17 protein-coding genes and 1 pseudogene are annotated in these 24,033 nt (G+C 63.3%); 8 read left to right on the forward strand and 10 right to left on the reverse strand.

The features are described 5' to 3' along the window. Positions 1 to 85: 85 nt before the first annotated feature. The gene (locus AC0L2H_RS13025) at positions 86 to 6,634 is read right to left on the reverse strand and encodes a coiled-coil domain-containing protein (protein WP_473590601.1); all 6,549 of its coding nucleotides are present in this window, start codon (positions 6,632 to 6,634) and stop codon (positions 86 to 88) included. Between the two features lie 275 nt (positions 6,635 to 6,909). On the opposite strand from AC0L2H_RS13025, the gene AC0L2H_RS13030 reads away from it, so the two are divergent. The 3 genes from AC0L2H_RS13030 (at position 6,910) to AC0L2H_RS13040 (ending at position 8,817) form a co-directional block, all read left to right on the forward strand. Next, on the forward strand, positions 6,910 to 7,278 hold the full coding sequence (locus AC0L2H_RS13030) for an Hpt domain-containing protein (RefSeq protein WP_473590602.1): 369 nt from the start codon (positions 6,910 to 6,912) through the stop codon (positions 7,276 to 7,278). 100 nt (positions 7,279 to 7,378) lie between these two features. Then, positions 7,379 to 7,699 (forward strand): 2Fe-2S iron-sulfur cluster-binding protein, encoded by a 321-nt coding sequence (locus tag AC0L2H_RS13035; protein WP_023762917.1) that lies wholly within the window; start codon positions 7,379 to 7,381, stop codon positions 7,697 to 7,699. An 89-nt stretch (positions 7,700 to 7,788) separates the two neighbouring features. Then, complete coding sequence (locus tag AC0L2H_RS13040) at positions 7,789 to 8,817, forward strand: NAD(P)/FAD-dependent oxidoreductase (RefSeq protein WP_473590603.1); 1,029 nt, start codon at positions 7,789 to 7,791, stop codon at positions 8,815 to 8,817. A 13-nt stretch (positions 8,818 to 8,830) separates the two neighbouring features. Here AC0L2H_RS13040 and AC0L2H_RS13045 read toward each other — a convergent pair. Then, positions 8,831 to 10,348 (reverse strand): annotated as a pseudogene (locus AC0L2H_RS13045) (MDR family MFS transporter); the annotation flags it as partial. Between the two features lie 182 nt (positions 10,349 to 10,530). Beyond that, on the reverse strand, positions 10,531 to 11,148 hold the full coding sequence (locus tag AC0L2H_RS13050; protein WP_473590604.1) for a DUF922 domain-containing Zn-dependent protease: 618 nt from the start codon (positions 11,146 to 11,148) through the stop codon (positions 10,531 to 10,533). A gap of 87 nt (positions 11,149 to 11,235) precedes the next feature. On the opposite strand from AC0L2H_RS13050, the gene folP reads away from it, so the two are divergent. The 3 genes from folP to folK are packed head-to-tail and all read left to right on the forward strand — an operon-like array spanning position 11,236 to position 12,940. Beyond that, positions 11,236 to 12,081 (forward strand): dihydropteroate synthase, encoded by an 846-nt coding sequence (folP, locus tag AC0L2H_RS13055; protein WP_473590605.1) that lies wholly within the window; start codon positions 11,236 to 11,238, stop codon positions 12,079 to 12,081. 3 nt (positions 12,082 to 12,084) lie between these two features. Further along, a complete protein-coding gene (folB, locus tag AC0L2H_RS13060) occupies positions 12,085 to 12,444 on the forward strand; it encodes a dihydroneopterin aldolase (protein ID WP_107647939.1) in 360 nt (119 codons plus the stop codon). Then, complete coding sequence (gene folK / locus AC0L2H_RS13065) at positions 12,428 to 12,940, forward strand: 2-amino-4-hydroxy-6-hydroxymethyldihydropteridine diphosphokinase (protein WP_473590606.1); 513 nt, start codon at positions 12,428 to 12,430, stop codon at positions 12,938 to 12,940. Before folB ends, folK begins: the two co-directional genes overlap by 17 nt. 22 nt (positions 12,941 to 12,962) lie before the next feature. On the opposite strand, the gene AC0L2H_RS13070 is transcribed toward folK, so the two are convergent. The 6 genes from AC0L2H_RS13070 to AC0L2H_RS13095 all read right to left on the reverse strand — a co-directional run bounded on the left by AC0L2H_RS13070 (position 12,963) and on the right by AC0L2H_RS13095 (position 19,533). Beyond that, positions 12,963 to 13,511: a DUF924 family protein gene (locus AC0L2H_RS13070; protein WP_473590607.1), complete on the reverse strand. Its 549-nt coding sequence runs from the start codon at positions 13,509 to 13,511 to the stop codon at positions 12,963 to 12,965. Between the two features lie 11 nt (positions 13,512 to 13,522). Then, a complete protein-coding gene (locus AC0L2H_RS13075; RefSeq protein WP_473590608.1) occupies positions 13,523 to 15,358 on the reverse strand; it encodes a monovalent cation:proton antiporter-2 (CPA2) family protein in 1,836 nt (611 codons plus the stop codon). Between the two features lie 205 nt (positions 15,359 to 15,563). Then, complete coding sequence (locus tag AC0L2H_RS13080) at positions 15,564 to 16,118, reverse strand: hypothetical protein (protein WP_107647936.1); 555 nt, start codon at positions 16,116 to 16,118, stop codon at positions 15,564 to 15,566. Positions 16,119 to 16,357: 239 nt separating this feature from the next. Next, on the reverse strand, positions 16,358 to 17,476 hold the full coding sequence (locus AC0L2H_RS13085) for a YcjF family protein (protein ID WP_473590609.1): 1,119 nt from the start codon (positions 17,474 to 17,476) through the stop codon (positions 16,358 to 16,360). Beyond that, complete coding sequence (locus AC0L2H_RS13090; RefSeq protein WP_473590610.1) at positions 17,473 to 18,951, reverse strand: YcjX family GTP-binding protein; 1,479 nt, start codon at positions 18,949 to 18,951, stop codon at positions 17,473 to 17,475. Before AC0L2H_RS13090 ends, AC0L2H_RS13085 begins: the two co-directional genes overlap by 4 nt. Positions 18,952 to 19,014: 63 nt before the next feature. Continuing rightward, a complete protein-coding gene (locus tag AC0L2H_RS13095; protein ID WP_473590611.1) occupies positions 19,015 to 19,533 on the reverse strand; it encodes a SixA phosphatase family protein in 519 nt (172 codons plus the stop codon). 257 nt (positions 19,534 to 19,790) lie between these two features. Between AC0L2H_RS13095 and dksA the strand changes: the two genes are divergently transcribed. Further along, positions 19,791 to 20,207 carry an RNA polymerase-binding protein DksA gene (gene dksA / locus AC0L2H_RS13100; RefSeq protein WP_006202025.1) on the forward strand — a complete coding sequence of 139 codons (417 nt, stop codon included), beginning with the start codon at positions 19,791 to 19,793 and terminating at the stop codon, positions 20,205 to 20,207. 60 nt (positions 20,208 to 20,267) lie between these two features. Here the strand turns inward: dksA and AC0L2H_RS13105 are convergent, their stop codons facing one another. Continuing rightward, the gene (locus tag AC0L2H_RS13105; protein WP_473590612.1) at positions 20,268 to 20,987 is read right to left on the reverse strand and encodes a hypothetical protein; all 720 of its coding nucleotides are present in this window, start codon (positions 20,985 to 20,987) and stop codon (positions 20,268 to 20,270) included. A gap of 315 nt (positions 20,988 to 21,302) precedes the next feature. Here AC0L2H_RS13105 and cckA point away from each other — a divergent pair, with 315 nt between their 5' ends. Continuing rightward, entirely contained in the window at positions 21,303 to 23,876 is a 2,574-nt protein-coding gene (gene cckA, locus AC0L2H_RS13110) for a cell cycle histidine kinase CckA (protein WP_473590613.1), read from the forward strand. The last annotated feature ends 157 nt before the right edge of the window (positions 23,877 to 24,033 follow it).

A 24,033-nucleotide genomic window follows, 5' to 3' on the forward strand; every position in this document is an offset into this window, starting at 1 on the left:
AAAACAAGGCCGGCCGCGGAACCTGTGGGCGGAAATGAAAAAGGCGGGAAAATCTCCCGCCTTTTTTAATTCCCCTATTGCCTGATCAATGCAGGCGGCCGCTGGCGTGGGCAAGCATGGTGTAGACTTTGCCGGTGTCCGACGTCAGGTAGGTCTGCGCCATGATGTTGTCGCGGTCGTTGCGCGACACGTCCTTGAGCAGCTTCTCGAAATCGTCGCAGTAGCGGTCGACGGCGGCGCGGAATTCCGCCTCGGTCTGATATTTGCGGCGGATTTCGTCGAAAGTCTGCTGGCCCTTCAGCGTGTAGAGACGCCGCGTAAACACGTCGCGCTCGCCGCGCCGATAGCGGTTCCACAATTCGATCGAAGCATCGTGATCGATGGCTCGGGCGATATCGACGGAAAGCGAGTTGAGCGACTCCATGACATGAAGCGGTGAACGCTGGGCAGGGGCCGGGCGTTGCGTTTCGGCCGGAGCGGCGGGCCTGGCTTCCTCTTCGCGCGATGCCCCGGTCAGGAGATCGCGCACCCAGCCACCCTGAGGCGTCCGGGCATTGGGATCGCGCTGACGCGCCGTCTCAACCGGGCGCTCCAGGTCACGCAAGGCGGACCCGCCCAACGGCACTTGCGGCGCACGAAGCTCCGGCTGCGGCGCTGGCGACGGGTTCCGGCGTGGCGGCTCGGGAGCGCGTGCGACAGGCGCCTGCGGCGCCGGACGCAGGCTGCGCGGCTCCGAGGGATCGGTGGCGCCGCGGCCGGATTTCGCAACGATATCCGAAAGTTCCTTCAACGCGTTGATCTGTTCAGAAACCGCGCGGCGGATGGCCGTGGTCGATTCCTTTGCCTCCTCCGGCATCTCGATGACACCCTTTTTGAGCTCGGCGCGGGTGAGGTCGAGCTCGCTCTTGATCGAGCCTGCGGTGCGCCGCATCTCCTCGGTTGCGTCGGCGAAACGCTTGGTTGCCGAATCGACAACCTCGAAGATGGCGGACCGGATCTTGTCGGCCGATTCCAGTGTCTTGCCTTCGGCATTTTGCAGCGTCTGGCCGACCAGGTTCTCGAACGAGCGCATCACCTTTTCCAAATCTTCCGACTTCTTGACCAGGCCGACGGCGAGATCCTCCAGCGAGGACTGGCGCTCCAGCGTGTGTTCGAGGTTGGCCTGGGCCGAGCCCAGCAGGTCCGAAGCGCTGGACAGCAACCGGCTGTGCTCGTCGAACTTGGTGGCGATCGAGGCGACCTCGCGCAAGGTGGCGGACGACAGTTCGGTAAGCCGGGTCGTGTTGGAATCGACCAGGCGCGCCGAACTGGCGAAGGTCTGCGCGGCTTTTTCGGTCGTCGCGGCAAAGCTCTGCGTGCTGCCGCTCAGGCGTTCGTCGACCTGGCCGAGATTGGTCGCCGCCTGCTCGATCAACTGACCGAGCTGCGCACTGGATGTGCTCATGCGGCCGATGAGCTCGGCGACACTGTCGGCGAGCGTCGAGCGTGCGCCCTCGACGGCCGACAGCGTTTCGGCGGTGCGGCTGGCGAGCGCGTTGACGAGAGCGGCATTTTCGCTGCGCAGCTTCTCGGTGGCGCGCTCGGTGACTTCTTCCATGCTCTTTTGCAGTTCCGAGCCGCCCTGGGCGAAGCGCTCGACCAGAGGCCGCGCCGTTTCGTCGAGGATTTTCGATATCTCGGCCGAACGCGCCGCAAGCATGGTATTGAGCTCGCGAGTGTTGGAGCCGATGGTCTTCGCCGCGTCGTTGGTGCTCTGGCCGATATGCTGGCCGACCGCGGTAAAGGTCTCGGCGATTGCGTTGGCGCGTGAAATGAGTTGCGCCTCGGCGGTTGAAACCTGCTCGTTGAGCCTCTGGCCCACCGTTTCGGTAGTGTAGGCGAGACGGTTCTCGACGCCGGCAAGCTGCTCCTCGACACGAGCCGCCGCAGCCGCCGCGTTTGAAGCCAGGCGCTCATCGGCGCCGGCCAGCGCCTGCTCGATTTCGCGCGCATGGACGGCAAGATCCTGACCGGTCAGCCTTGCACGTTCGGCAACACGCTGCTCGGTGCTGGCGAAGGCACCGACTATGTTGTCGGCATGCTCGCCGATCATCGAGGTGCTGTCGGCGATGCGCGCCACCAGGCGGTGATCGGCTTCGTCGAAGATGCGGCCGATCTCGGAGGCGCGCGCCGACAGTGCCTCCGAGCCTTCGGCAATGCGCGACATCAACTGCTGGTCGGCGGCATCGAAGATACGGCCGAGATCCGACGCACGTGCCGCAAGTGCTTCGGCCGATTCGCCGATCCGCACGGTCAGCCGTTCGTCGGCGCCTTCGAAATTGCGCAGGATATCGCCGGCGCGTGCGGCCAGCGACTGTGCTGTTTCGACGGCGCGGGCAACCAGCTTCTGGTCCGCCGCATCGAATGTTCCGGCGATCTCGCCGGCACGGGCGGCCAGTTGATCGGCTGTTGCCTGGGCGCGCGCCAGCAAGGAGTTCGACGTGTCGTCGACACGGGCCATGAGTGCGCTCGATGTGTCCTCGGCGCGGGCGATAAGCGCGCTCGACGTGTCCTGTGCACGCGCTGCAAGGCGGCGATCCGCCTCCTCGAAGGTGCGGGCGATATCCTCTGCCCTGGCAAGCAGGGCGGCCGAGGTCTGCTCGGCGCGTTCGGCGATCTTGTGGTCGGCGTCGCTGAACGCCACACCCGCCTGCTCATGCAGCGCGCTGGTGACTTCCATGACCTTTTCGCGCAGCGCTCCAGCAACGAAAACAGCGCTCTTCTCGAGCACGGCGCGGACGTTGTCGACGCCTGTCGACAACGCGCGCTCCATAGTTCCGGCGCGCTCCTCGATGACACCCGTCTGCCGGCTGAACGCCTGCTCGATCTTCTCGACGTCGGCTGCGATGGCATCCGAGATGTCGGTGCTTCGGGCGGCGATCTGGTCGATATGGCGGGACAGGGAACGGTCCACGTCCTTGCGCGTGTCGGCAAGCTTGGAAAGATCGTCGTCCAAGGCGCGGGTCAGCATGTCGCGGCCTTCGGCGAGCTTGCCGACATGGCCGGTAATGATGTCGTCGACTTCGCCACGGCTTGCCGCAAGCCTTTCCAGATCGGCCTCCAGCGCGCGCCTCAGTATGTCGCGGCCTTCAGCCAATTTCTCAACCTGGCCGGCGACCAGCCCATCGATGCTTGAGCGGCTTTCGGCCAGCTTGGCGAGATCGTCCTCAAGCGCCTTCGACAGCGTCGAGCGGTCCTGCAGGAGTTTTTCGGCATGGTTGCCGACGAGGCTGTTGACGTTGCCGAGATCGGCTTCCAGCGCGCGCGCAAACTCCGCGCGATTGTCGGTCAATTGCTGGGACTGGTCCGCAACGACGCCCTTGATCGTGTTGAGATCGGCTTCCAGCGCGCGCCTCAGTATGTCGCGGCCTTCGGCCAATTTCTCGACCTGGCCGGCGACCAGTCCGTCGATGCTCGTACGGCTTTCCGCCAGTTTGGCGAGATCGTCCTCAAGCGCCTTCGACAGCGTCGAGCGGTCCCGCAGGAGTTTTTCGGCATGGTTGCCGACGAGGCTGTTGACGCTGCCAAGATCGGCTTCCAGCGCCCGCGCAAACTCCGCGCGATTGTCGGTCAATTGCTGGGACTGGTCCGCAACGACGCCCTTGATCGTATTAAGGTCCGCTTCCAGCGCGCGCCTGAGGATGTCGCGTCCTTCGGACAGTTTCTCGACCTGGCCGGCGACCAGCCCGTCGATGCTTGAGCGGCTTTCCGCCAGCCTGGCGAGATCGTCCTCAAGAGCCTTCGACAAGGCCGAACGGTCCTCGACCAACTTCTCGGCGTGGCTGTTGACGAGATTGTTGACGCTGCCGAGATCGGCTTCCAGTGCGCGCTTGAGGATATCCCGGCCCTCGGCCAGCTTCTCGACCTGACCGGCGACTAGCCCGTCGATGCTCGAGCGGCTTTCGGCCAGCTTGGCGAGATCGTCCTCGAGCGCCTTCGACAGTGTCGAGCGGTCCTCGGCGAGCCTGTTCATGTGGTCGGAGATAAGACTGTTGACGCTCTGCAAGTCTGTTTCCAGCGCTCGTGAAAGCTGGTTGCGGTCTTCCGCCAGCCTTTCGGACTGGCCAGCGATAACGCCCTTGATCGTGTTCAGGTCGGTTTCCAGCGCGCGCTTGAGGATATCGCGGCCTTCGGCCAGTTTCTCGACCTGGCCGGCGACCAGTCCGTCGATGCTAGTGCGGCTTTCCGCCAGCTTGGCGAGGTCGGCCTCGAGCGTTTGCGACAACAGGCTGCGATCCTCGGCAAGCCGGCCCGAATGGCTGTCGATCAGGCCCCTGATGCCGGACAGGTCATCGTCGAGCGAACGCGACAGCCCGGCGCGGTCTTCCGCCAGTTTCGCGGAATGGCTCTCGATCAGGTCCTTGATGCCGACAATGTCGGTTTCCAGTGCCTTGGCGAGGACGGCGCGGCCTTCGGCGATCTTCTCAACCTGGGCGGCGACCAGCCCGTCAATGCCGGCGCGGTTGTCGGCCAGCTTGGCGAGGTCGGCCTCCAGCGCCCGCGAAAGAATGCCGCGACCCTCAGCAAGCTTTCCGACGTGACCAGCAACCATTTCATCAATGATTGTGCGGGCTTGCACAAGTTTCCCAGAGTCTTCGTCGAGGGCAAGCGCAAGCCTGTTGCGGCCTTCTTCGAGCCTTTCGAGATGGCTGCCGAGCGAAGCGTCGATGGCGGCGCGCGACTCGTTGACCTTGCGCAGATCCTCTTCGAGAGCGCGCGCGATCAGGCTGCGGCCCTCGGCAAGTTTCTGCACCTGGTCGGTCACGGCTGCGTCGATGCCGGCGCGGCTTTCAGCGAACTTCTCCAGATCGGCCTGCATTGCCGCCGTCATGCGCTCGCGGCTTTCCGACAGCTTGCGGCTGTGGTTTTCGACGGCCTCCTCGATGCCGACGCGGGCGTCGGCAAGTCGCTGGATATCGCTGTCGAAGGAACGGGAAACGACATGGCGCGCCGCTTCCATGCGCCCGGCGAAGTCGCTGGCACGCGCTTCAAGCATGGATGAGGTCGACGAAACGATGTCGGCCATGTCGGCGCCGATCTGGGTTTTGCCCTGATCGATCATGGCCGACAGCGTGTCCTTGCTTTCCTGGAAGGTGTGGGCGATTTCGCGTGCGCGTTCGACCAGCGTCTCGTTGATCTGGCGTGCACGGGCCTCCAGCGCGGCGTTGAGCTTCTGCGTGCCGGTGTCCAGCGCTTCGGCACGGGTCTGGAATTCGCCGATCAGCGCCTGGCCCCGTTCGGCAAGCGTGCGCTCGATGCCGCTAAGGCTGGCTTCGAACTCGGAACTCAGCGTGCGCGCGGCGCCGCCGAGCAGCGACACCATGCCGTTGGTCCGGTCGTCGAGCAGGTCGGTCAGCGACCGTGTCAGGCCGTCGGTCGTGTCCGTCAGTTTGGCGATGCGTGTATCGAGCAGGCTGGCAAACGCCTCGCCCGAGGTCGACAGCCGGTCGGTGATCGTATCCAGCCGGCCTTCCACCTGATCGAAGATCGACATCGAACTTCCGTTGATCCTGTCGATCAATGTATCGCCGGAATTGGTGATGGTCATGGACAGCTGGGTCGAAGCGTTGAGGATGCTGTCGCGGATGAGGTCGCTGGCAGACCCGATTTCTTCCTTCAGCGTCTCATGCGCGCCGGCGATCGATGCGCGCACGCGCTCGGCGTGGGTGACCACGGCTTCGCGCTCGCTGCCCAGCCCGTCGACGAGCGTACGGATGCGGGTTTCGTTTTCCGAATAGGAGCGTTCGATCTGGTTCACCTCGCTGTGGACCAGGGTTTCGAGCTCGACGGCGCGCGCCAGCGTGCGCTCGATGCCTTCGCCCATGGCTGCCACCTCGCGGCGAACGGCCTGGCCGATCATCATCACGCGATCCTGGGCAAGGCTTTCAGGTTCGGCCAGGCGGAAGGCCACTTCCGTCATCGACTGGGCGGCGATGCGCATCTCCTGGGCGCGGCGGATCATGGCGGCAAACGCCCAGAACAGGATAACGGGCAGGATTGCCGCGGCCGCCAGGCCGATCAGTTCGGGACGGGCCAAAAACTGGTCAAGCGTGCGGATTTTCCAGATATCCGGTCCGAACAGCAGATTGGCCAACGCTCCAGCGCCGGCAAGCCAGACGAGCGAAACGATCGCCACGACCCAATAGATCGTGTTCGAGGCGCGCCGGTTGAGGCTGTGAAGAAGCGTCTTGTAATCCTTTTGACGGTCGTCGTTGGCTGGCGCGAAACCGGCCGGCTGCGAGCCATTGCGCGTTTCCACCGGGCGCAGTTCGGCTGGCTTGGCCTTTGCCGCTGACTTCGCGCTCTGGCTCTGGTTGGCGGCGGGCGCCGTTTTTTGACTTTGGTTCGCGTGGCTTTGGTTTGCGACAGGCGCTGGCGTTTCGCTCTGGCTGACGGCAGGCTCCGCGTCCTGGTTGCGGCCTTCGCGCGCCAGCTCGTCCGCAGCCTGCGATATCTGCGCCTCCAGGTCTTCCATCGACGCTGCAATGTCGAGGTCGCCGACGGCATCCCCGCTCAGGTCGATTTCAAGCGCTTTTTCGAGTTCCTTGGCTACGTCGCTGTCGAGCGTTCTTGTCGTCGTTGTTTTCTTCGCCATGCCTTCGCTACCCTGTACAAGCTGCGGCGGGACTTATGATTGTGATTTTCGCATCCCGCGCAGGAGGCTGAAAAATGGACCCCTCGTATCGTAATGACACACCGGGGTAAAGAAAACATGCATTCCGCGAGATACGTAAAACTTTAAATATAAGGTTAACAACACCGTGATCCCGGCGCCGTTTTCGCAACATTTTTCGCGGCCACTCATTAACCCGTTGTCCATGGGATTCGCCTAGCTTTTCCGGCGATCCGACGATCAAGGAGTTAGAGTTCATGCGTGGCGAAAACGGCATCGCCTTCTCAATGCCCGGCGGCGACGTGTCGGGAACCGGGCCGGCACGGCCTGTGGATATGGCGCATCTGGCCCGCCAGACGATGGGCGATCGCGAGCTCGAGCGGGAGGTTCTTGCCCTGTTCGTACAACAGGCGCTGTCGGTGCGCGACCGGATAGCCGACGCCGACGTCCGGGAAAGGTTGTTTCTGGCACACGGGCTGAAGGGCTCTGCCCGGGGGGTCGGCGCCTTCGCCATCGCCGATTGCGCCACCGCCATCGAGCGTCAGCCCGAAGACTCCAGCACGCTCAAGCGCCTTGGCGCGCTGATCGAGGAAGTGCGCGATTTCATCGCAGCCATCAACCGCTAATTCCAGTTTCCAAAAAAACGGCATAGAGCGGCGTTTTCGCACGGCAGTTGACTTGTCTGCCGGAGTGATTATCTGGCTGGGACTTCCCTTCAGGTGACAAATGACCAAGCTGACCTTCATTGCCCATGACGGCACGCAGTTCGACGTGGATGCCGAGAACGGCTCGACCGTCATGGAAAACGCGATCCGCAACGCGGTGCCAGGGATCGAGGCCGAATGCGGCGGCGCCTGCGCCTGCGCAACCTGCCATGTCTATGTCGACGAGGCCTGGACCGCTGAAGTCGGCGAACCGGAGGCGATGGAGGAGGACATGCTGGACTTCGCCTACGACGTCCAGCCGAACTCGCGGCTGTCCTGCCAGATCAAGGTGCGCGATGCGCTGGATGGACTGGTCGTGCGCGTGCCTGCTCGCCAGGGCTGACGTCACGGCCCGATGATTTTCCCGGCGACAGCTTGGCAGCGGGCCAATGGTCATGCAGTGTCGCGCCAGTTTGGCACAAGGCGCATCGCATGACCGACACGATCAAGACGGACGTTCTCATCGTCGGGGCAGGCCCGGTCGGCCTGTTCGCCGTGTTCGAACTCGGCCTCTTCGACATGAAATGCCACCTGATCGACATACTCGACCGGCCGGGCGGGCAATGCGCGGAACTCTACCCGGAAAAGCCGATCTACGACATACCAGGCTGGCCCTCGATCTCGGCGCAGGGGCTGGTCGACAAGCTGCTTGAGCAGATCGCGCCGTTCAAGCCCGAATTCACTTATAATCGCATGGTTTCAAGCCTCGAAAAGCTGGATGACGGCGGCTTTCGCGTCATCACCGACGAGAACGAGGTGTTTGAAGCCAAGGTGGTGGTCATCGCCGCTGGCGGCGGCTCATTCCAGCCCAAACGTCCGCCAATCCCGGGCATCGAGGCCTATGAAGGAAAGAGCGTCTTCTATTCGGTTCGGCGGATGGAGGATTTTCGCGGCCACGATCTCGTCATCGTCGGTGGCGGCGATTCGGCGCTCGACTGGACGCTGAACCTGCAACCGGTGGCGAAAAGCGTGACGCTGGTCCACAGGCGCCCCGAATTCCGCGCCGCCCCGGACAGCGTCAACAAGATGTATGCCATGCAGGAGACGAAGGAACTGGCTTTCCAGCTCGGCCAGGTGATAGGCCTGACCGGCGCCGACGGCCTGCTTTCATCGGCGACCATCAAGGGGCCTGATGGCGATGTCGAGGTGGCGTGCACGCGCATGCTGCCGTTCTTCGGCCTGACCATGAAGCTCGGTCCGATCGCCGACTGGGGGCTCAATCTCCATGAGAACTTGATCCCGGTCGATACCGAGAAATTCCAGACATCGGTGCCGGGCATCTTCGCCGTCGGCGACATCAACTGGTACCCCGGCAAGCTCAAGCTGATCCTGTCGGGGTTCCATGAGGTCGCGCTGATGGCGCAGGCGGCAAAGCGCATTATCAGCCCAGGCGAGCGCATCGTATTCCAGTATACGACCTCGTCGACCAGCCTGCAGAAGAAGCTGGGCGTCCACGATTGACGTGGTCGCGGGCTTACTCCGTGAGACCCGGCGCGGTCTCCGCATGGCCGCGAAGCGGCTTTTCCGGCATCAGTCCGAGCGTGACCAGCGCCAGGACCAGGGTCACGGCCGCGGCGAGGAAGATCATCGCGAATGCGGCGGTGTCGGCAGCCGCGCTGGTCGTACGCGCGCCTTCGCTCGCCAGCGGCAGGCCGTAGCCCAGCGCGACCGCGCCGAGCATCGCCACCCCGAGGGCGCTGCCCAATGAGCGAAGGAAGGTCAGCACACCAGTGGCGACGCCGAGGTGCCGCTGATCGACGGCGTTCTGAACCGATACGGTGGCAACCGGAAAGGTCGTTCCGCTGCCGAGGCCAATGCATGTCGTCAGGATTTCGACAACCAGCAGCGAGGCATGTCCCGCCACAAGGCTGAGCACGCCCAGACACACTATGGCGAAGGTGACCCCGGCCATCGCGATCCGCTTGTAGTGGACAAAGCGCGGTATCGTGCGGCCGCTGAATGTCGCGCCGGCAACGGTGCCGAGCATCAGTCCCAGCATGGCAATGCCCGATTCGCCAACCGACAGCCCGATGACCGATTGCAGATAGACCGGCAGGTAGACCGCCAGGCCGATATTGGCGGCCTGCAGCAGGAACATGGACAATGTACCGGTCAGGACGATCGGATTGCCAAGCACCTCGAGCGAGATGAGCGGCTCTGCCGCCTTCAGCAGCCGCAGCGCGAAGGCACCCCAGAACATTGCCGAACAGGCGAGCAGCCCAAGGATTTCGCCGGACAGCCAGGGGTAGGTGCTGCCGCCCCAGTTCAGCGCCAGCAGCAGCAATGCCGTCGCCACCACAAGCAGCAATGCGCCCAGCCCGTCGATGCGATGATGCTTTGCTGCGATCGGCAGCTTCTTCAGCGGCTTGTTGATGATCGCCATGGCCAGAAAGCCGAGCGGCAGGTTGATCCAGAAGATCAATGACCAGTGCAGATGTTCGGCGAAGCCACCGCCGAGCAGCGGCCCGGCGATGCTGGCGACGGCCCATGTTCCCGCGATCCAGGCGGCGTAGCGCGCTCGCTCTCGCGGCGGCACGAGGTCTCCGATGACGGTCTGCGCCAAGGCGAAAAGGCCGCCGCCGCCGGCGCCTTGGATCGCCCGGCCGATGATCAGCACGAGCATGTTGGGGGCCATGGCGCTGACAAGCGAGCCCGCTAGAAAGATGAGGATCGCCGCATAGACGGTCGGCCGGCGTCCATGGACGTCGGAGATCTTGCCATAGAGCGGCGCCATCGCGGTTGCGGTCAGGAGATAGCCGGTCACGATCCAGGGCAGGTATTGGGCATGGCCGAGCGCATGCGCGATGGTCGGCATGGCCGGTGCGACAATGGTCTGGTCGAGCGCCGCCAACAGCATCGACAACAGCACGCCGCCGATGATGGCGTTCTTCTCGCTCTCTGTCAGCGGTGATGGGGGCACCATCGTCGCCTGCTTGTCGACAGCCTGGTCCATCGTCTTAAGTCTTTCATGGGCTTGCGTGCGTCCCCGGAGGCCGGTCCGGTGCGTCTGCCGCGTCGATCGTTATCTCGTGGTTCTGGGGTTTCGCCTTGGCGAACCTGACATATGTCGTCCCATATAGGCCGATTTCGACAGCGGCTCGAAGTTTTTCCAGCCTGGCACCATGCTTCGGCGAAATTGGCTCGCGCCGGCGCGTTCCCTGACCCGGCGAAATCTCAGGTCGGCGGCAACCGGCCGTTCTCGATGCGCTCCATGCGGTAGCGCAGCAGCCGGATGATGCGGCTTTCGAAATTGACGCTTTCAACGCGGTCGAACCGCAGTTGATCCTGGTCATGCCTGGCAAGCATGGCTGCGGTGATCTCGGCAGCCTTCGCCTTGGCCTCCTGGCAGGTCTTCTGCGGATAGCTCGCTTTCAGCACGTCCTCGAGTTCCCTGGCATGGTTCTTGGCGATCTCGACATGGCGTTCCTCGTGGCGCTTGATGTCGGAAGACAGAGTGTCCCAGAACAATCTTACGCCGGCATCGGCCTTGCGCGGACGGCGCCACTCCGGGAGGATCACCTTGACCTTGACGGTCACGGTGGCGGCGACGATGCGGCAGGAATTCGCATTCTCCGCGTAGCCGACACGCGTGGTGAAGGCCATTTGCGTGGCACCGGGATGCCTCATCCCGGTGCTCTTCACGCGAGGCCCGTGTTTGGTGAGCTGAGTCTCGATGTCGTCTAGCGTCCTGCCGCCGACGGGGAAATAGCTGTATGTCTTCACCAGTGACGCAGCGCCCGCGGGCAAAGCGATCATTGCGAGCATCAGGGCGCAGAGCAGGGGTCGGTTCATCTTGTTGCCTCTTCAGCCACCTTGCGTTACGGCCGTCCTCGACGCAACGAAATTGATCTTTGGCGGATCACACATGGTTGATGGACAATGACGACAAGGCGATGGCAGTTGGCGCACGGACGCCATCTCGACCTTGGCGGCAAGTCGGTGATTGTCGGCATCCTCAACGTCACTCCGGACAGTTTTTTCGACGGCGGGCTGTTCGTCGCGCCCGAACATGCGGTAGCCCAGGCACGCCGCATGACGGAGGAGGGGGCCTCGGTCATCGATGTCGGCGGAGAATCGACGCGTCCCGGCGCCTCCGCGGTAACCGCTGACGAAGAGCAGGCCCGCGTGTTGCCGGTCATCGAGGCGCTGGCCGGGCTTGGCGAGGCGCTGATTTCGGTCGACACCTATCGCGAGGACACTGCCCGGCTGGCGGTGGCGGCCGGCGCGCATATCGTCAACGATGTCTGGGGCCTGCAGCGCGAGCCGGGCATCGCGCGCGTGGCAGCCGAAACCGGCGCCGGGCTGGTGATCATGCACACCGGGCGTGACCGGCAAAAACTGCCCGACGTTATCGAGGACCAGCTTTTCTTCCTCGGGAAATCGCTGGAAATCGCCCGGCGAAGCGGCGTCGCCGATGACCACATCGTGCTCGATCCAGGCTTTGGCTTCGCCAAGGAAACAGCGGAGGAAAACCTCGACGTGATGGCGCGGTTTTCCGAACTCGATGCGTTGGGCTTTCCTTTGATGGCCGGCACATCGCGAAAGCGTTTCATCGGCACTGTTACCGGCCGCGACGCCTCGGCGAGGGGTGCGGGGACCGCGGCGACAAGCGTGATTCTAAGGCTTAAGGGCGCACAGCTTTTTCGCGTCCACGATGTCGCAATCAACATGGATGCACTGGCCATTGCCGATGCTATGCTGGCGCGAGATGTCCGGGGAAGCTGAGCGATGTATGTCATCCGAATGAAGAACTGCGCCTTCTTCGCCCGGCATGGCGTGCTGGACGAGGAGGAAACGCTCGGCCAGCGTTTTTATGTCGATGCCGCCCTCACGGTAGAACCGGGCCGGGCGCTGGTTGATGATTCCATCGACGACACGGTCAATTACGGCATTGCCTTCGCGGTGATCGAAAAGATCGTCACCGGCGAGCGCCGTTTTCTGATCGAAGCGCTGGCACTGGAGGTGGCCCGGGCTCTGACGGCGCGGTTTCCGCAGATCAAAAGGGCCGAAATCACCGTGCGCAAGCCGAACGCGCCGGTGCCCGGTGTGCTCGATCATGTCGAGGTGACCGTTGTCTGGCCAGAATAATACGGTCTACCTCAGCCTTGGCGGCAATCTCGGCGATCCGGCAAAGTCTATGGCTGCGGCGCTGCGCATGTTGGATGGCGACGAGAAGACGCGTGTCGTCGCGGTCTCCTCGCTTTACCGGACGCCGCCCTGGGGCAAGCTCGACCAGCCGGATTTCCTCAATGCGGCAGCCGAAATATCAACTGCGCTTACACCGCGTGCGTTGCTCGATCTGTGTCTCGACGCCGAGCGCCGGCTGAAGCGGGTGCGCGAGGAACGTTGGGGACCGCGCCTGATCGATATCGACATATTGGTGTTCGGCGATCGCATCATCCATGAGACGGGGCTGGAAGTGCCGCATCCGCGCATGCTGGAGCGCGCCTTCGTGCTGGCGCCGCTGGCCGAGATCGCGCCCGGCCTCGCCGTCGGCGGCAGGAGCGTGCCCGAGCGGCTTGCCTCCGTCGATACGGTTGGCATAGAGCGGCTGCCGTCCGGCCGCGACTGGTGGCTGGCCTGACGCCGGCAGGCTCCGCAAGAGATCAGCCGGAGAACCCGCCGCCATCAAGGAACGCCTGTTCCTCCGGCGTCGTTTCGCGGCCGAGCATCCTGTTGCGGTGCGGAAAGCGGCCGAAGCGCCGGATGATTTCCAGATGCTCCTCAGCATATTTCAGATACTCGGGCGCCTTGGTGGCCGTCAGTTCCACCGACCGTTCTTGATCGTCGAGCAGCTCCGAATGCTCATAGGGCAGATAGAGGAAAACACGCAAATCTTCATCGAGCGCCAGATCCTGGCCGGCGGCGATGGCTTTTCCGGCAAAGTATCTCGCCAGCGGGTCGGTCGCATACATGTGCCCGGTGCCGCGAAAGCAGTTTCGCGGAAACTGGTCGAGCAGGATCATCAAGGCGAGCGAGCCTTCAGCATGGTTCGACCAGTCGTCGCATTCGCGCCGGGCGGCGGCATAATGCAGGTCGAGAAACCGGTTGCGGAAGTCGGCATCGAAGGCGTCGTTCTTCTCGAACCACGCATCCTCTCCGGCATCACGCCAGAATTGGGCGACGGCAAGGGCCCGCTCGTCCATTTCGATCATCTGCGAGCTCCTCAGTCGGCCGTTTCGGATTTATGCAGCACGTCGGCGGTCTCTTCATTAAGCGCCTGGCCCGCGCGGCGCGGGGTGCTGAGCGGTGTCGGAATGGGCGTGCCGATATTGCCTTTGAGGAAGCGCGCCCCGGCGCGAACGCCTTCGGCGAGCTGCAACTCGAAACGGGCGGCGTCGCGGCGGCGGACATCCTCGATGACTTCGGCGACGTCTTCGGGATCGACGCCAAGCGCCTCAAGGGTGGAACCGCCGAAGACAAGGGCCGATTCGAAGGTTTCGCGCAGCTGGAAGTCGACGCCGGCCCGGATGAGCTGCAGCGCGGTTCCGCGATCGAAAGCGCGTGCCAGCACGGTCAGCAGGGGAAACTCCGCCTTGATCAGCTCAGCGATGCGGACGGCGGCATCTGGCTTGTCGACGCAGATCAGCACGGCGCGCGCCCGGCCAGCACCGGCGGCGCGCAGAATGTCCAGCCGCGTGCCGTCGCCGTAATAGACCTTGAAGCCGAAATCGGCCGCCGCCTGGATCATCTCGACCTCATTGTCGATGATCGACACGTCGATCCCGCGCAAGAGCAGCGGCTGGCTGGCGATCTGGCCGAAGCGACCGAAGCCGATGATCAGCACGCTGCCGGTAAGGCCGTCGGCAATGTCGACCCCTTCAAGCGACTGCTCGTCGCGCGGCGTCAGATAGCGCAGCGCCAGGATGGCCAGCGGCGTCAGCACCATGGAGATGATGACGATCGCGGTCAGCGTCGCATTGGCCTGGCTGTCGATGATGCCGACCGCCGCCGCGGCGGAGTAGAGAACGAAGGCGAACTCGCCGCCCTGCGCCATGAAGACGGCACGCTCAAGCGCCTCCCGATGGCCGGTCTTGAGCATGCGGGCGACGAGATAGATGCCGATCGCCTTCATTATCATGTAGGCAACGACATAGATGGCGACGAGCCGCCAGTTCTGCGCGACCACATTGAGGTCAAGCGACATGCCGACGGCCAGGAAGAACAGGCCGAGCAGGATGCCCCGGAACGGCTCGATGTCGGCCTCGAGCTGATGACGGAAGGTGGATTCCGAGAGCAACACACCGGCCAGGAAAGCGCCCATTGCCATCGACAGGCCCGAGAGCTGCATGGCAAGCGCTGACCCCAGTACGACCAGAAGTGCGGCGGCGGTCATCACCTCGCGGGCGCGGGAATCGGCCAGGATACGAAAGAGCGGGTTGAGCAGATAGCGTCCGGCCAGCACCAGCCCGACGATCGCGGCAAGACCGATGCCCACCTCCGTCAGCCGCTCCGTCAGGCTCATATGGGCGCCGCCCGGCGCCAGGAATGCGATCAGGGCCAGCAGCGGCACGATCGCCAGATCCTCGAGCAGCAGGATGGAGACGATGCGCTGACCCTTGGGCGCGGCGATTTCGCCACGCTCTTCCAGAAGCTGCATGACGATCGCGGTCGAGGTCAGCACGAAGCCGGCGCCGGCGACGAAGGACTGCGAGACCGGAAAGCCGCCCGCCAGGCCGACCCCGGTCAGCAATAGCGCGCACACACCGACCTGCAATGCCCCTAGGCCAAAGATTTCGCGCCTGAGGCCCCAAAGCCGCGACGGCTGCATTTCCAGCCCGATGATGAACAGGAACATGACGACGCCGAGTTCGGCGACATGAAGAATGGCTTGCGATTCGGCAAAGATACGAAGTCCGAACGGGCCGATCACCACGCCGGCGGCGAGATAGCCGAGGATGGAGCCGAGCCCCAGGCGCTTGAAGATCGGTACCGCGACGACACCTGCGGCGAGCAATGCCACCACCTGGATCAGTTCGCTACCCGATGCTTCTGCTGCCATGCCTGCTGTTCCGCTCTTTCTCTAGGGATCGCCTTCGTTGGGCAATCGAGCGGCCAAGATAGGGGCTTCGGGAGAGATCGAACAGTGCCAATTCGGAACGTGGAGCGACGCATGTTGCCGGCACGTCACACAAGGTTGCGCGACCTTCTTGTTGCGCCTGCTAAGTACTGCTCTGGAGGATCGGCATTGTTGCCCGCGACGGCGTTCAGTTCGGCGCTATCGATCCGACTTCGACAGCATCGATCCGCTTCAGCTTCATGCCGATGACCGGCACCAGTTGCTCGTCGACGCGTACCGCGACCGTCACCGTCATCGAATTGTCGTCGGGCACGAGAGCCTGCATGACGCCGCGCAACTGGTTGCGGTTGATGGTGAAGACGACTTTGTGCGGGTCAACCACGTTGCCGCCGATGATGTCGAGGCCGGAGCCGGCGGCGCCACCCATGAAGCTGCCCTTGTAGCCTTGGCGGCCCTTGTGCTGCACGGTGGCCGACATCTGCTGGGTGAACACGCCGACGCGGCAGCCGCCGTCGAGCGACATGCCGACCTTGCCGTCAGGCGTCGAGCCGGTGAAACTGCAGGTGAATTTGGTGCCTTTGTATTTGCCGGCGACGATTTCTCCCGGGCCGACCCATTTGCCTTCGACCGATCGGAAGAACTGCTTGTCCGGCTCTGCTCCAAGGGCTTTCCCGGCCAGGCCGGCGGTTGCGGCCAGCGCGACGGCCATGGGCAGGACGCTGGACAGAATTGCGCTTTTCATCGACGACACCCGGCAACAAAGAGATCAGTTTGGAACCCACCCGACCATGAACAAGATTGGTTAATGCTTGGTGACCGCTTAAGCCTTATTGCGGGCCAGGTCGAACCAATTGGCATCGTGCAAATGCAGGTAGACAAGCGGCATATCCCCCGAAAACCGGAATCGATTTCAACGGGGGTCACGCGCAAGGATCAAAGCACTACAACTGCCCCTGGAACGCCCGAAGGATACGCGGTTCTTCACTTGTCGGGGGTCGTTTCACTTTCTTTCTTCGTTGCAAACGATGTCAGCGCGGACAGGAAATCGCCCAATCCCGGCCGCCCCGCGGCGCTGAAGGGGAGGGGTCTTGCCGTCTCCATCGCCGCGATGCCGATGCGCGCCGTCATCATGCCGTTGACGACGCCTTCGCCAAGTTTCGCCGAGAGCCGCGCGGCAAGGCCATGGCCAATGATCTGCTGCACGAAGCTATCGCCGACGGCAATCGAGCCGGTGACCGCCAGATGGGCAAGAACGCTGCGCGCCAATCGAAAGAACCCGAGCGTGCCCGGCCGGCCACCGTAGAGCTCGGACAGGCGGCGAATCAATCTGCCGGCTTCGAACACGACATAGGCGACATCGAACAGCGCACGCGGGCTGACGGCCGTCACCAATGACACCCGCTTTGCCGCATCGAGGATCATTGCCTTGGCGCGCGCATCGAGCGGCCCGAGGATTTCAGCCTCGGCCAGGCGCACCAGATTGCCGCCATCGATGATCTCGCCGCGCAGCTCGGCCAGTGCGCGCCTGCCGGCCGCGGTTTCGGGTTTGGCCGCGACAAAGGCGGAGAGTTCGTCGACTACGGCGCGCGCGGCCTTGGGGTCGTCGCGGGCGATGGCGTCGAGCGCTCGTTTCTGCAGCTTTTCGACCTCAGCGAGACGGGAGATCGCCAGGAATTCGCGGACGAGAATGACCAACAGGGCCAAAACCGCGATGGCGGCCATGCCGGCGGCCAGCCATCCCAGCCATTGCGCACGCTGGAACAGGTCGCGAATCAGCTGGTCAGTCCACAGACCGACGGCCAGAGAAACCAGAACGCCGATGGCGCCGAAGAATATGCTGCCGAGCAACGAACGCTTGCGCGGCGCGATTGCCGGCGGTGGTTCCGCGGCGACGATGTCGGGTTCGTCGAAGACGTCGATCTCGGCCGGCACGACGACCGCGACATCGGCCTTTACCGCGCGGGGTTTTCGCACAGCCTGTGTGTCGGAGCGGCGACCTTCCTGTGCTTCCTGGCCCGGTGCTTCCTGGCCCGGTACTTCCTGGATTGGCGGAGCTTCCGGCTCGATGCGGAATGCCGCCGGCTTGCGCGGCGCGGTCATGCCAAATGATCTCCGATCAGGAACTGCACGGCGCGGTCGAGCCTGATATGCGGCAGCGACAGCGTGACGCCTTCGGCGGTGCGTTCGAGTTTTGGCGGGCGAAAGCGTACGAAGCGAATCGCAGGGTCGTCACTGTTCTGCCGATGGTCTGGCCCGGAGATATCGAAAACAGCATCAGCTTTCTTCGGTAAGTCTCCGGGAAATATGGCTGTTTCTGTTTTTCCGTCAAATGTTTCACCGTTGATTTTCTCGCCTTTCAGCGGCGTACCGATAATGACCGGCAGCGTTTCGCGGCCTTGCTTGACCGTGCCTTCGCGCGTCGCGCGCACGGCCGCCATGGCGACCACATCGACATCGGCGCCGGTGAAATTCGCCCGCGCTACGGCGCGGTCGGCGAGCCGCCGCACGATTGCCTGCAGTCGGTCGTGGCTTTCATGATGCAGATGGTCGGCCTTCGTCGCCGCCACCAGGATGCGGTCGATGCGCCTTGAAAAAAAATCTGTCAGGAAATTGCCCCGGCCAGGACGGAAACAGGCGAGGATCTCGGTCACCGCGCGCTCCAGATCGGCCATCGCGCCTGGACCGGCGTTCAGGGCCTGCAAGGCGTCGATCAGGACGATCTGACGGTCGAGGCGGGCGATGTGTTCGCGGAAGAACGGTTTGACGACATGCGTCTTGTAGGCCTCGTAGCGCCGCTCCATCATCGCCTGCAGCGAGCCGGAACGCGCCCGCCGGTCGCTTAAGGCCGGCAACGGCGCGAATGTCAGCGCCGGCGAGCCCTCAAGGTCGCCGGGCATGAGGAAGCGGCCGGGCGGCAAGGTCGAAAGCGCCCGTTCATCGAGCTTGCATGCCTTGAGGTAGGCAGCGAAGCTTTCGGCGAGGCGGCGCGCCGTCATCTCGTCGGCGTCCGCGTCGGGGTCGACGGCGGCGGAGAGTGCCCGCCATTCCTGCGAAAGTTCCACGCGCACCGGCAACACGGCCATCTCGAAGGCTTCGCGTGAGAAATCGGCGTAGGATTTGCCGAGCAGCGGCAGGTCGAGCAGCCACTCGCCGGGATAATCGACGATATCGACCGACAATCTGCCTGATGAAAACATGCGGCTCCAGCCGGAGGCCGATTCATATTCGATGGTCAGCCTGAGCTCGGAAATGGCGCGCGTCGAATCCGGCCACAGGCGGTCATTGACCAAGGCGGCGACGTGATCCTCGTACTGGAAGCGTGGTACGGCGGCGTCAGGCTGCTCTTCCAAGAAAGCCCGGGCTATTCGTCCGGATTTCTGCGCCTCGAACAGGGGCAGGCGCCCGCCATGGATCAGGTTGTGGACGAGAGCCGAGATGAACACCGTCTTGCCCGCGCGCGACAGTCCGGTCACGCCAAGGCGCAGCGACGGTGAAAAAAGCCCGGCGGCGCGCCCCGACAGCGTATCCAGGGCAATCCTCGCCTCGTCGGTGAAAGTGGTCAGCGATGATGCCAAATCTGCTCTCTTGGACTCCCGTGGCCTCCGATATAGGCCTTGCATCGCAGGTTTGAAATGGCGTCAGGGCTCGGCCGGCGTCATAAAGGCTTCGAGATAGCCTGCACCTTGAGCTGCATGGGCAAGCTTGCCTGGAAAACGGACCACCGCCAGGCCGGACGTTGGGAAACCATGGTTCAGCAACCCCCGTGCCGCCTCGTCGCCGTCGCCCGAAAGTGCCAGTGCGAGATCCTCCGTCATCGGGTTGTGGCCGATGACGAGCAGGGAGTCCGGCCCACCCGAACCTGGCCCCCCATTGTCGCGGACGGCGGCCAGATAGGCGGCGGCGTCCTCGCTGTAGAGCGTGTCGAGGAACAGCACCCGGCCGGTATCGGTATGTCCGGCTAGGCTTTCCAGCGTTTGGCGCGCCCGCTTTGCGTTGGAGCAAAGGGTAAGATCGGGGGTGTAGTTGCGGATCCGCATGAGGGTGCCCATCATTTCGGCGTCGGCGACGCCCGATGCATCGAGCGGGCGATCGAAGTCGCGGACGCCGGGCAGCGCCCATCCGGCTTTCGCATGCCTCAACAGATAAAGTCTGCTCACCAAACCCCCGTTCATGTCGGCGCAGGCGCCAGGACTATAGCAGGATTAGCTATGAGAAAGGCTTCGCGCACAATGGCTGGCATCGTTCAAACCTAACGAATCATAAGCGAATTCGGTCTTGCCCTTCATGCGAAGGATGTCGCCGATGCCGTTCGGTCCGACATTAACAATTGCGTGAAACTGTCGCGGATTGCGCTTGTGCAGCCTTCGGTCCGCGAATATATAGGCGCCAAATTTGGGGTTGTTGGGTGAGTCGAATGAACGACATCGTTACCGCCGATTACGTACCCTCTGAAGACGAGCCGTTTATGAATGAACGGCAGAAATCCTACTTTCGCCTGAAGCTCGTCACCTGGAAGAACGACATACTGCGCGAAGCGCGCGAAACTCTCGAGATCCTGCAGCAGGAAAACGCCAACCATCCCGATCTGGCCGATCGCGCCTCGTCGGAAACCGACCGCGCCATCGAACTGCGCGCCCGCGATCGCCAGCGAAAACTTATTTCAAAGATCGATTCCGCACTCCAGCGCATCGATGAGGGTACTTACGGCTATTGCGAGGAAACCGGCGAACCCATCGCGCTGAAACGGCTCGATGCTCGTCCGATCGCGACCTTGTCAATCGAGGCGCAGGAGCGCCACGAGCGCCGCGAAAAGGTCTACCGCGACGACTGAAGCGTCGCCATCGGGCAAGAACAGTCAATGGCCGGGATATCCCCGGCCATTCTTGTTTGGCTATTTTTTCTGACTGGAAAGCTCGCCGAGAAGTCTCGTCATCTCGTCATCGAGAGACTGTGGCGCCTTTGCCGCCGGCTTGCCCGCAGTCCTGCTGGTGGGCGAATCGTCGAGTGAGAACTCAAGCTCCCGCATCAGCGTATCGTCGACGGAGGCCTGGTTATCCGGCGACGGCGCGTGTCGGGCGACACTGCCATTTCCAGATCCATGTGGGGGCAACGAAGCGATGGCCGCCGGTTGGGACGGCTGTGTTGCCGGCCTTGGCGCCGGTTCCATCTGACGGGGGCGGACAGGCGCTGGTGCGGCGCTTGCCGATTGCTGCGGTGCCTGCTTGGCGGGCGTGGGAGCAGGTTGAGGCGGGCGTGGCCGCGGTGCCGGCTGATGGCCACCGCTATCCCCGGTCAGTGCAGGACGGCGCGGCGCAGCCAGCCTGATGTCTCGTTCGACGACGACATCGGTCGGGCCGCCAATCAGCAGCAGGTGCTCTATATCGTCGCGGCGCACCAGAACCAGCCGGCGGTGACTGTCGACAGCGGTAGCGTCCATGACGGCCAGCCGGGTCTTGCGGTTTCTGCCACCGGCAACGAATGTTCCGAAGGTCAGGCTGCGGACCAGCTTGATGACCAGCAAAACAATGACCAGGAGGACAAGCGCGGCAACCGCCCACAGGATTGCTGCGGCATAACCAGGACCCGCCACGCTATCCAGCCACTGCAGCATCGGTGCCCCCAAAACGGCTTTCGAAGAAACGCGACACTAGACCGTTGCGGCACGCTACCGCAAGTTGCCTTTGTCGCATCGTGAACAGCGTGAAACATCAAAGCGCGTTGCGTTTGAACGGATTCATGCAAGGCGCATCAAGTCTTGTTTTCATGCATGCCGTTGTCGCAAAACCGCCGCGCACTTTTGCACCGTAGAGATTAGCCGCCGAACGCGTCATTTTTAGGGTGGATTTGCCGCCGAGGCCTTTTCCAGGCATTGAGAATGTGATTCAACCGGGCAGGGGCAAGTACCGGAATTCACAAGCAGGGGCACATGGTCAAGGAAGCGCGCGGCGATTTCTATCCGGTACCTATCGTCGACCAGAACACGCGACCGGGTGCGGTTACCCGGCTCATCGTCTTCATCGTCGTCCTGACGGGGGCCGCGATCGTTTTCGGCCTGTTCCGCGACCGTCTTGGCGATCCCTTCCTGCTTGGAATGCTTGGCGTGCTGGCAATGATCGGCGTCGGCTTTCTGTTCGCCACCGCGATCGGTTTTGTGCAGATCACACCGCGTTCGACAAACGACGAGCTGTCGAAAGCCTTCGTCGATTCAATGTCGCAGGGCCTTCTCGTCACCGACACCAAAGGCCGTGTCGTCTATGCCAATCGGGCCTATGCCGACATGACGGGGGCTGCGTCCGCGGCGGATCTCAAGACAGTCGAAGGATTGCTCTCCGATGTTCCCGAAGCCTCGGTGACCATATACAGGCTGGCATCCGGCCTGCGCGATGGCCAGCCCGGCGACGGCGAGTTTCGGCTCGCGCAATCCATTCGCCCCGGCACTGAGCCCGGCGCGCGCTGGTACCGGGCACAGGCTCGCGCCTTCAACGTGCCGGGCCAGAGGCTGCCGCTACTCGCGTGGCAACTCGCCGACATCTCGCAGGAGCGGGCCGAGCAAGAGCGCTTCTTCCTCGATCTGCAAAAGGCCATCGATCATCTCGACCATGCGCCGGCCGGTTTCTTTTCGGCCGATCAGGAGGGCCGGGTCACCTATATCAACGCCACGCTGGCGGAATGGCTGGGCATCGACCTGACGAGTTTCACGCCCGGCGCCGTGACGCTTCCCGAGATCGTGGCTGGCGACGGCATGGCGCTGGTCCGCTCGGTCAAGGCCGATCCCGGCACCACGCGCAACGCAGTCATCGATCTCGATCTGACGACAATGACCGGCGAGGCGCTGCCCGTGCGTTTCATGCATCGCGTTTCGGCCAGCCGCGAGGGCCTCAACGGCCCGACCCGCACCATCGTGCTCAACCGGACCCAGGGTGAGGATGCGTCCGCCGATCTTCGCGCCTCGGAGATCCGCTTCACCCGGTTTTTCAATTCGACGCCGATGGCGATCGCGGGCGTCGACCAGAGCGGCCGCATCCTGCGCACCAACGCGCCGTTCCTGTCGCTGTTTTCCACCGTCGTCGATCGCGATGCCGTCGACCGCCGCGTTCGGCTCGATACGGTGGTCCATGAGCGCGACCGGCCCGCCTTTGCTGCTGCATTCGAAAAGGCCAGGCAGCGGCAGGCCGATATCGAGCCTATCGATACGTTGCTGCCCGGCAACGAGGAGCGGCACATACGCTTCTACGTCAACGCGGTTGCCGACGGCACAGGCGGTGAGGGCGCCGAGGAATCGGCCATCGTCTACGCCGTCGAGACCACCGAGCAGAAGGCGCTCGAAGGCCAGATGGCGCAAAGCCAGAAGATGCAGGCGGTCGGCCAGCTTGCCGGCGGAATCGCGCACGACTTCAACAATGTGCTGACCGCCATCATCATGGCGTCGGATCTCTTGTTGACCAACCACCGCCCGTCGGATCCGTCCTTCCCGGACATCATGAACATCAAGCAGAACGCCAACCGGGCGGCCTCGCTGGTGCGGCAACTGCTGGCCTTCTCGCGCAAGCAGACGCTCAGGCCGGAAGTGCTCAACCTGACCGATGTGCTTGCCGATCTCAGGATGCTGCTGGCCCGCCTGGTCGGCAACGACATCAAGCTGAAGGTCGATCATGGCCGTGACCTGTGGCCGGTTAAGGTCGACATCGGGCAATTCGAGCAGGTGGTGGTCAATCTGGCGGTCAATGCGCGCGACGCGATGCCGACTGGCGGCGAGCTCACCGTGCGCACCAGGAACGTGACAGCGGAGGAGAGCAAGACCTTTTCCTACCGTGAACTGGCCCCGGCCGACTATGTGGTCGTCGAAGTGGAAGACACGGGCAGCGGCATCGCGCCCGATGTCCTGAAGAAGATTTTCGAACCTTTCTTCACCACCAAGGAGGTGGGCAAGGGCACCGGGCTTGGCCTGTCGATGGTCTATGGCATCATCAAGCAGACGGGCGGCTTTATCTTCTGCGATTCCGAGGTCGACAAGGGATCCGTCTTCCGCATCTTCCTGCCGCGTCACATTGCAGAGGTGAAAAAGCCAGGCGAGCCCGGCGAGGCGCCGGCAACACCTGCCAAGATCGCCGAATCGGCCAAGGATTTGTCGGGCTCGGCCACAGTGCTGCTGGTCGAGGACGAGGATGCCGTGCGCATGGGCGGCATGCGAGCGCTGACGTCGCGTGGCTATACCGTCCACGAGGCATCCTCGGGCGTCGAGGCGCTGGAAGTCTTCGAAGCGCTTGGCGGCAAGGTCGACATCGTCGTTTCCGACGTGGTGATGCCGGAAATGGACGGGCCGACGCTGCTCGGCGAATTGCGCAAGCGGCAACCGGACATCAAATTCGTCTTCGTTTCCGGTTATGCCGAGGACGCGTTCGCCAGAAACCTGCCGGCGGACGCGCATTTCGGTTTCCTGCCGAAGCCGTTTTCGCTCAAGCAACTGGCCACGATCGTCAAGGACGTGCTTGAATCCTGAGGCATGTCACCCAAGGCAAAACAACCCGAGGCGCGTGATCTGCCAGAGGCGCGCAGCCTGAATGTGATCGAGTTCACAGACGCCCGTGTCCGGCCTTTTACAGCTGGCGGTGCCGGAGAACGAGCCGTCCGTTCATAACCAGTGAGGTCCGGCCACT

This window comes from Mesorhizobium sp. WSM4871 (assembly GCF_055811295.1).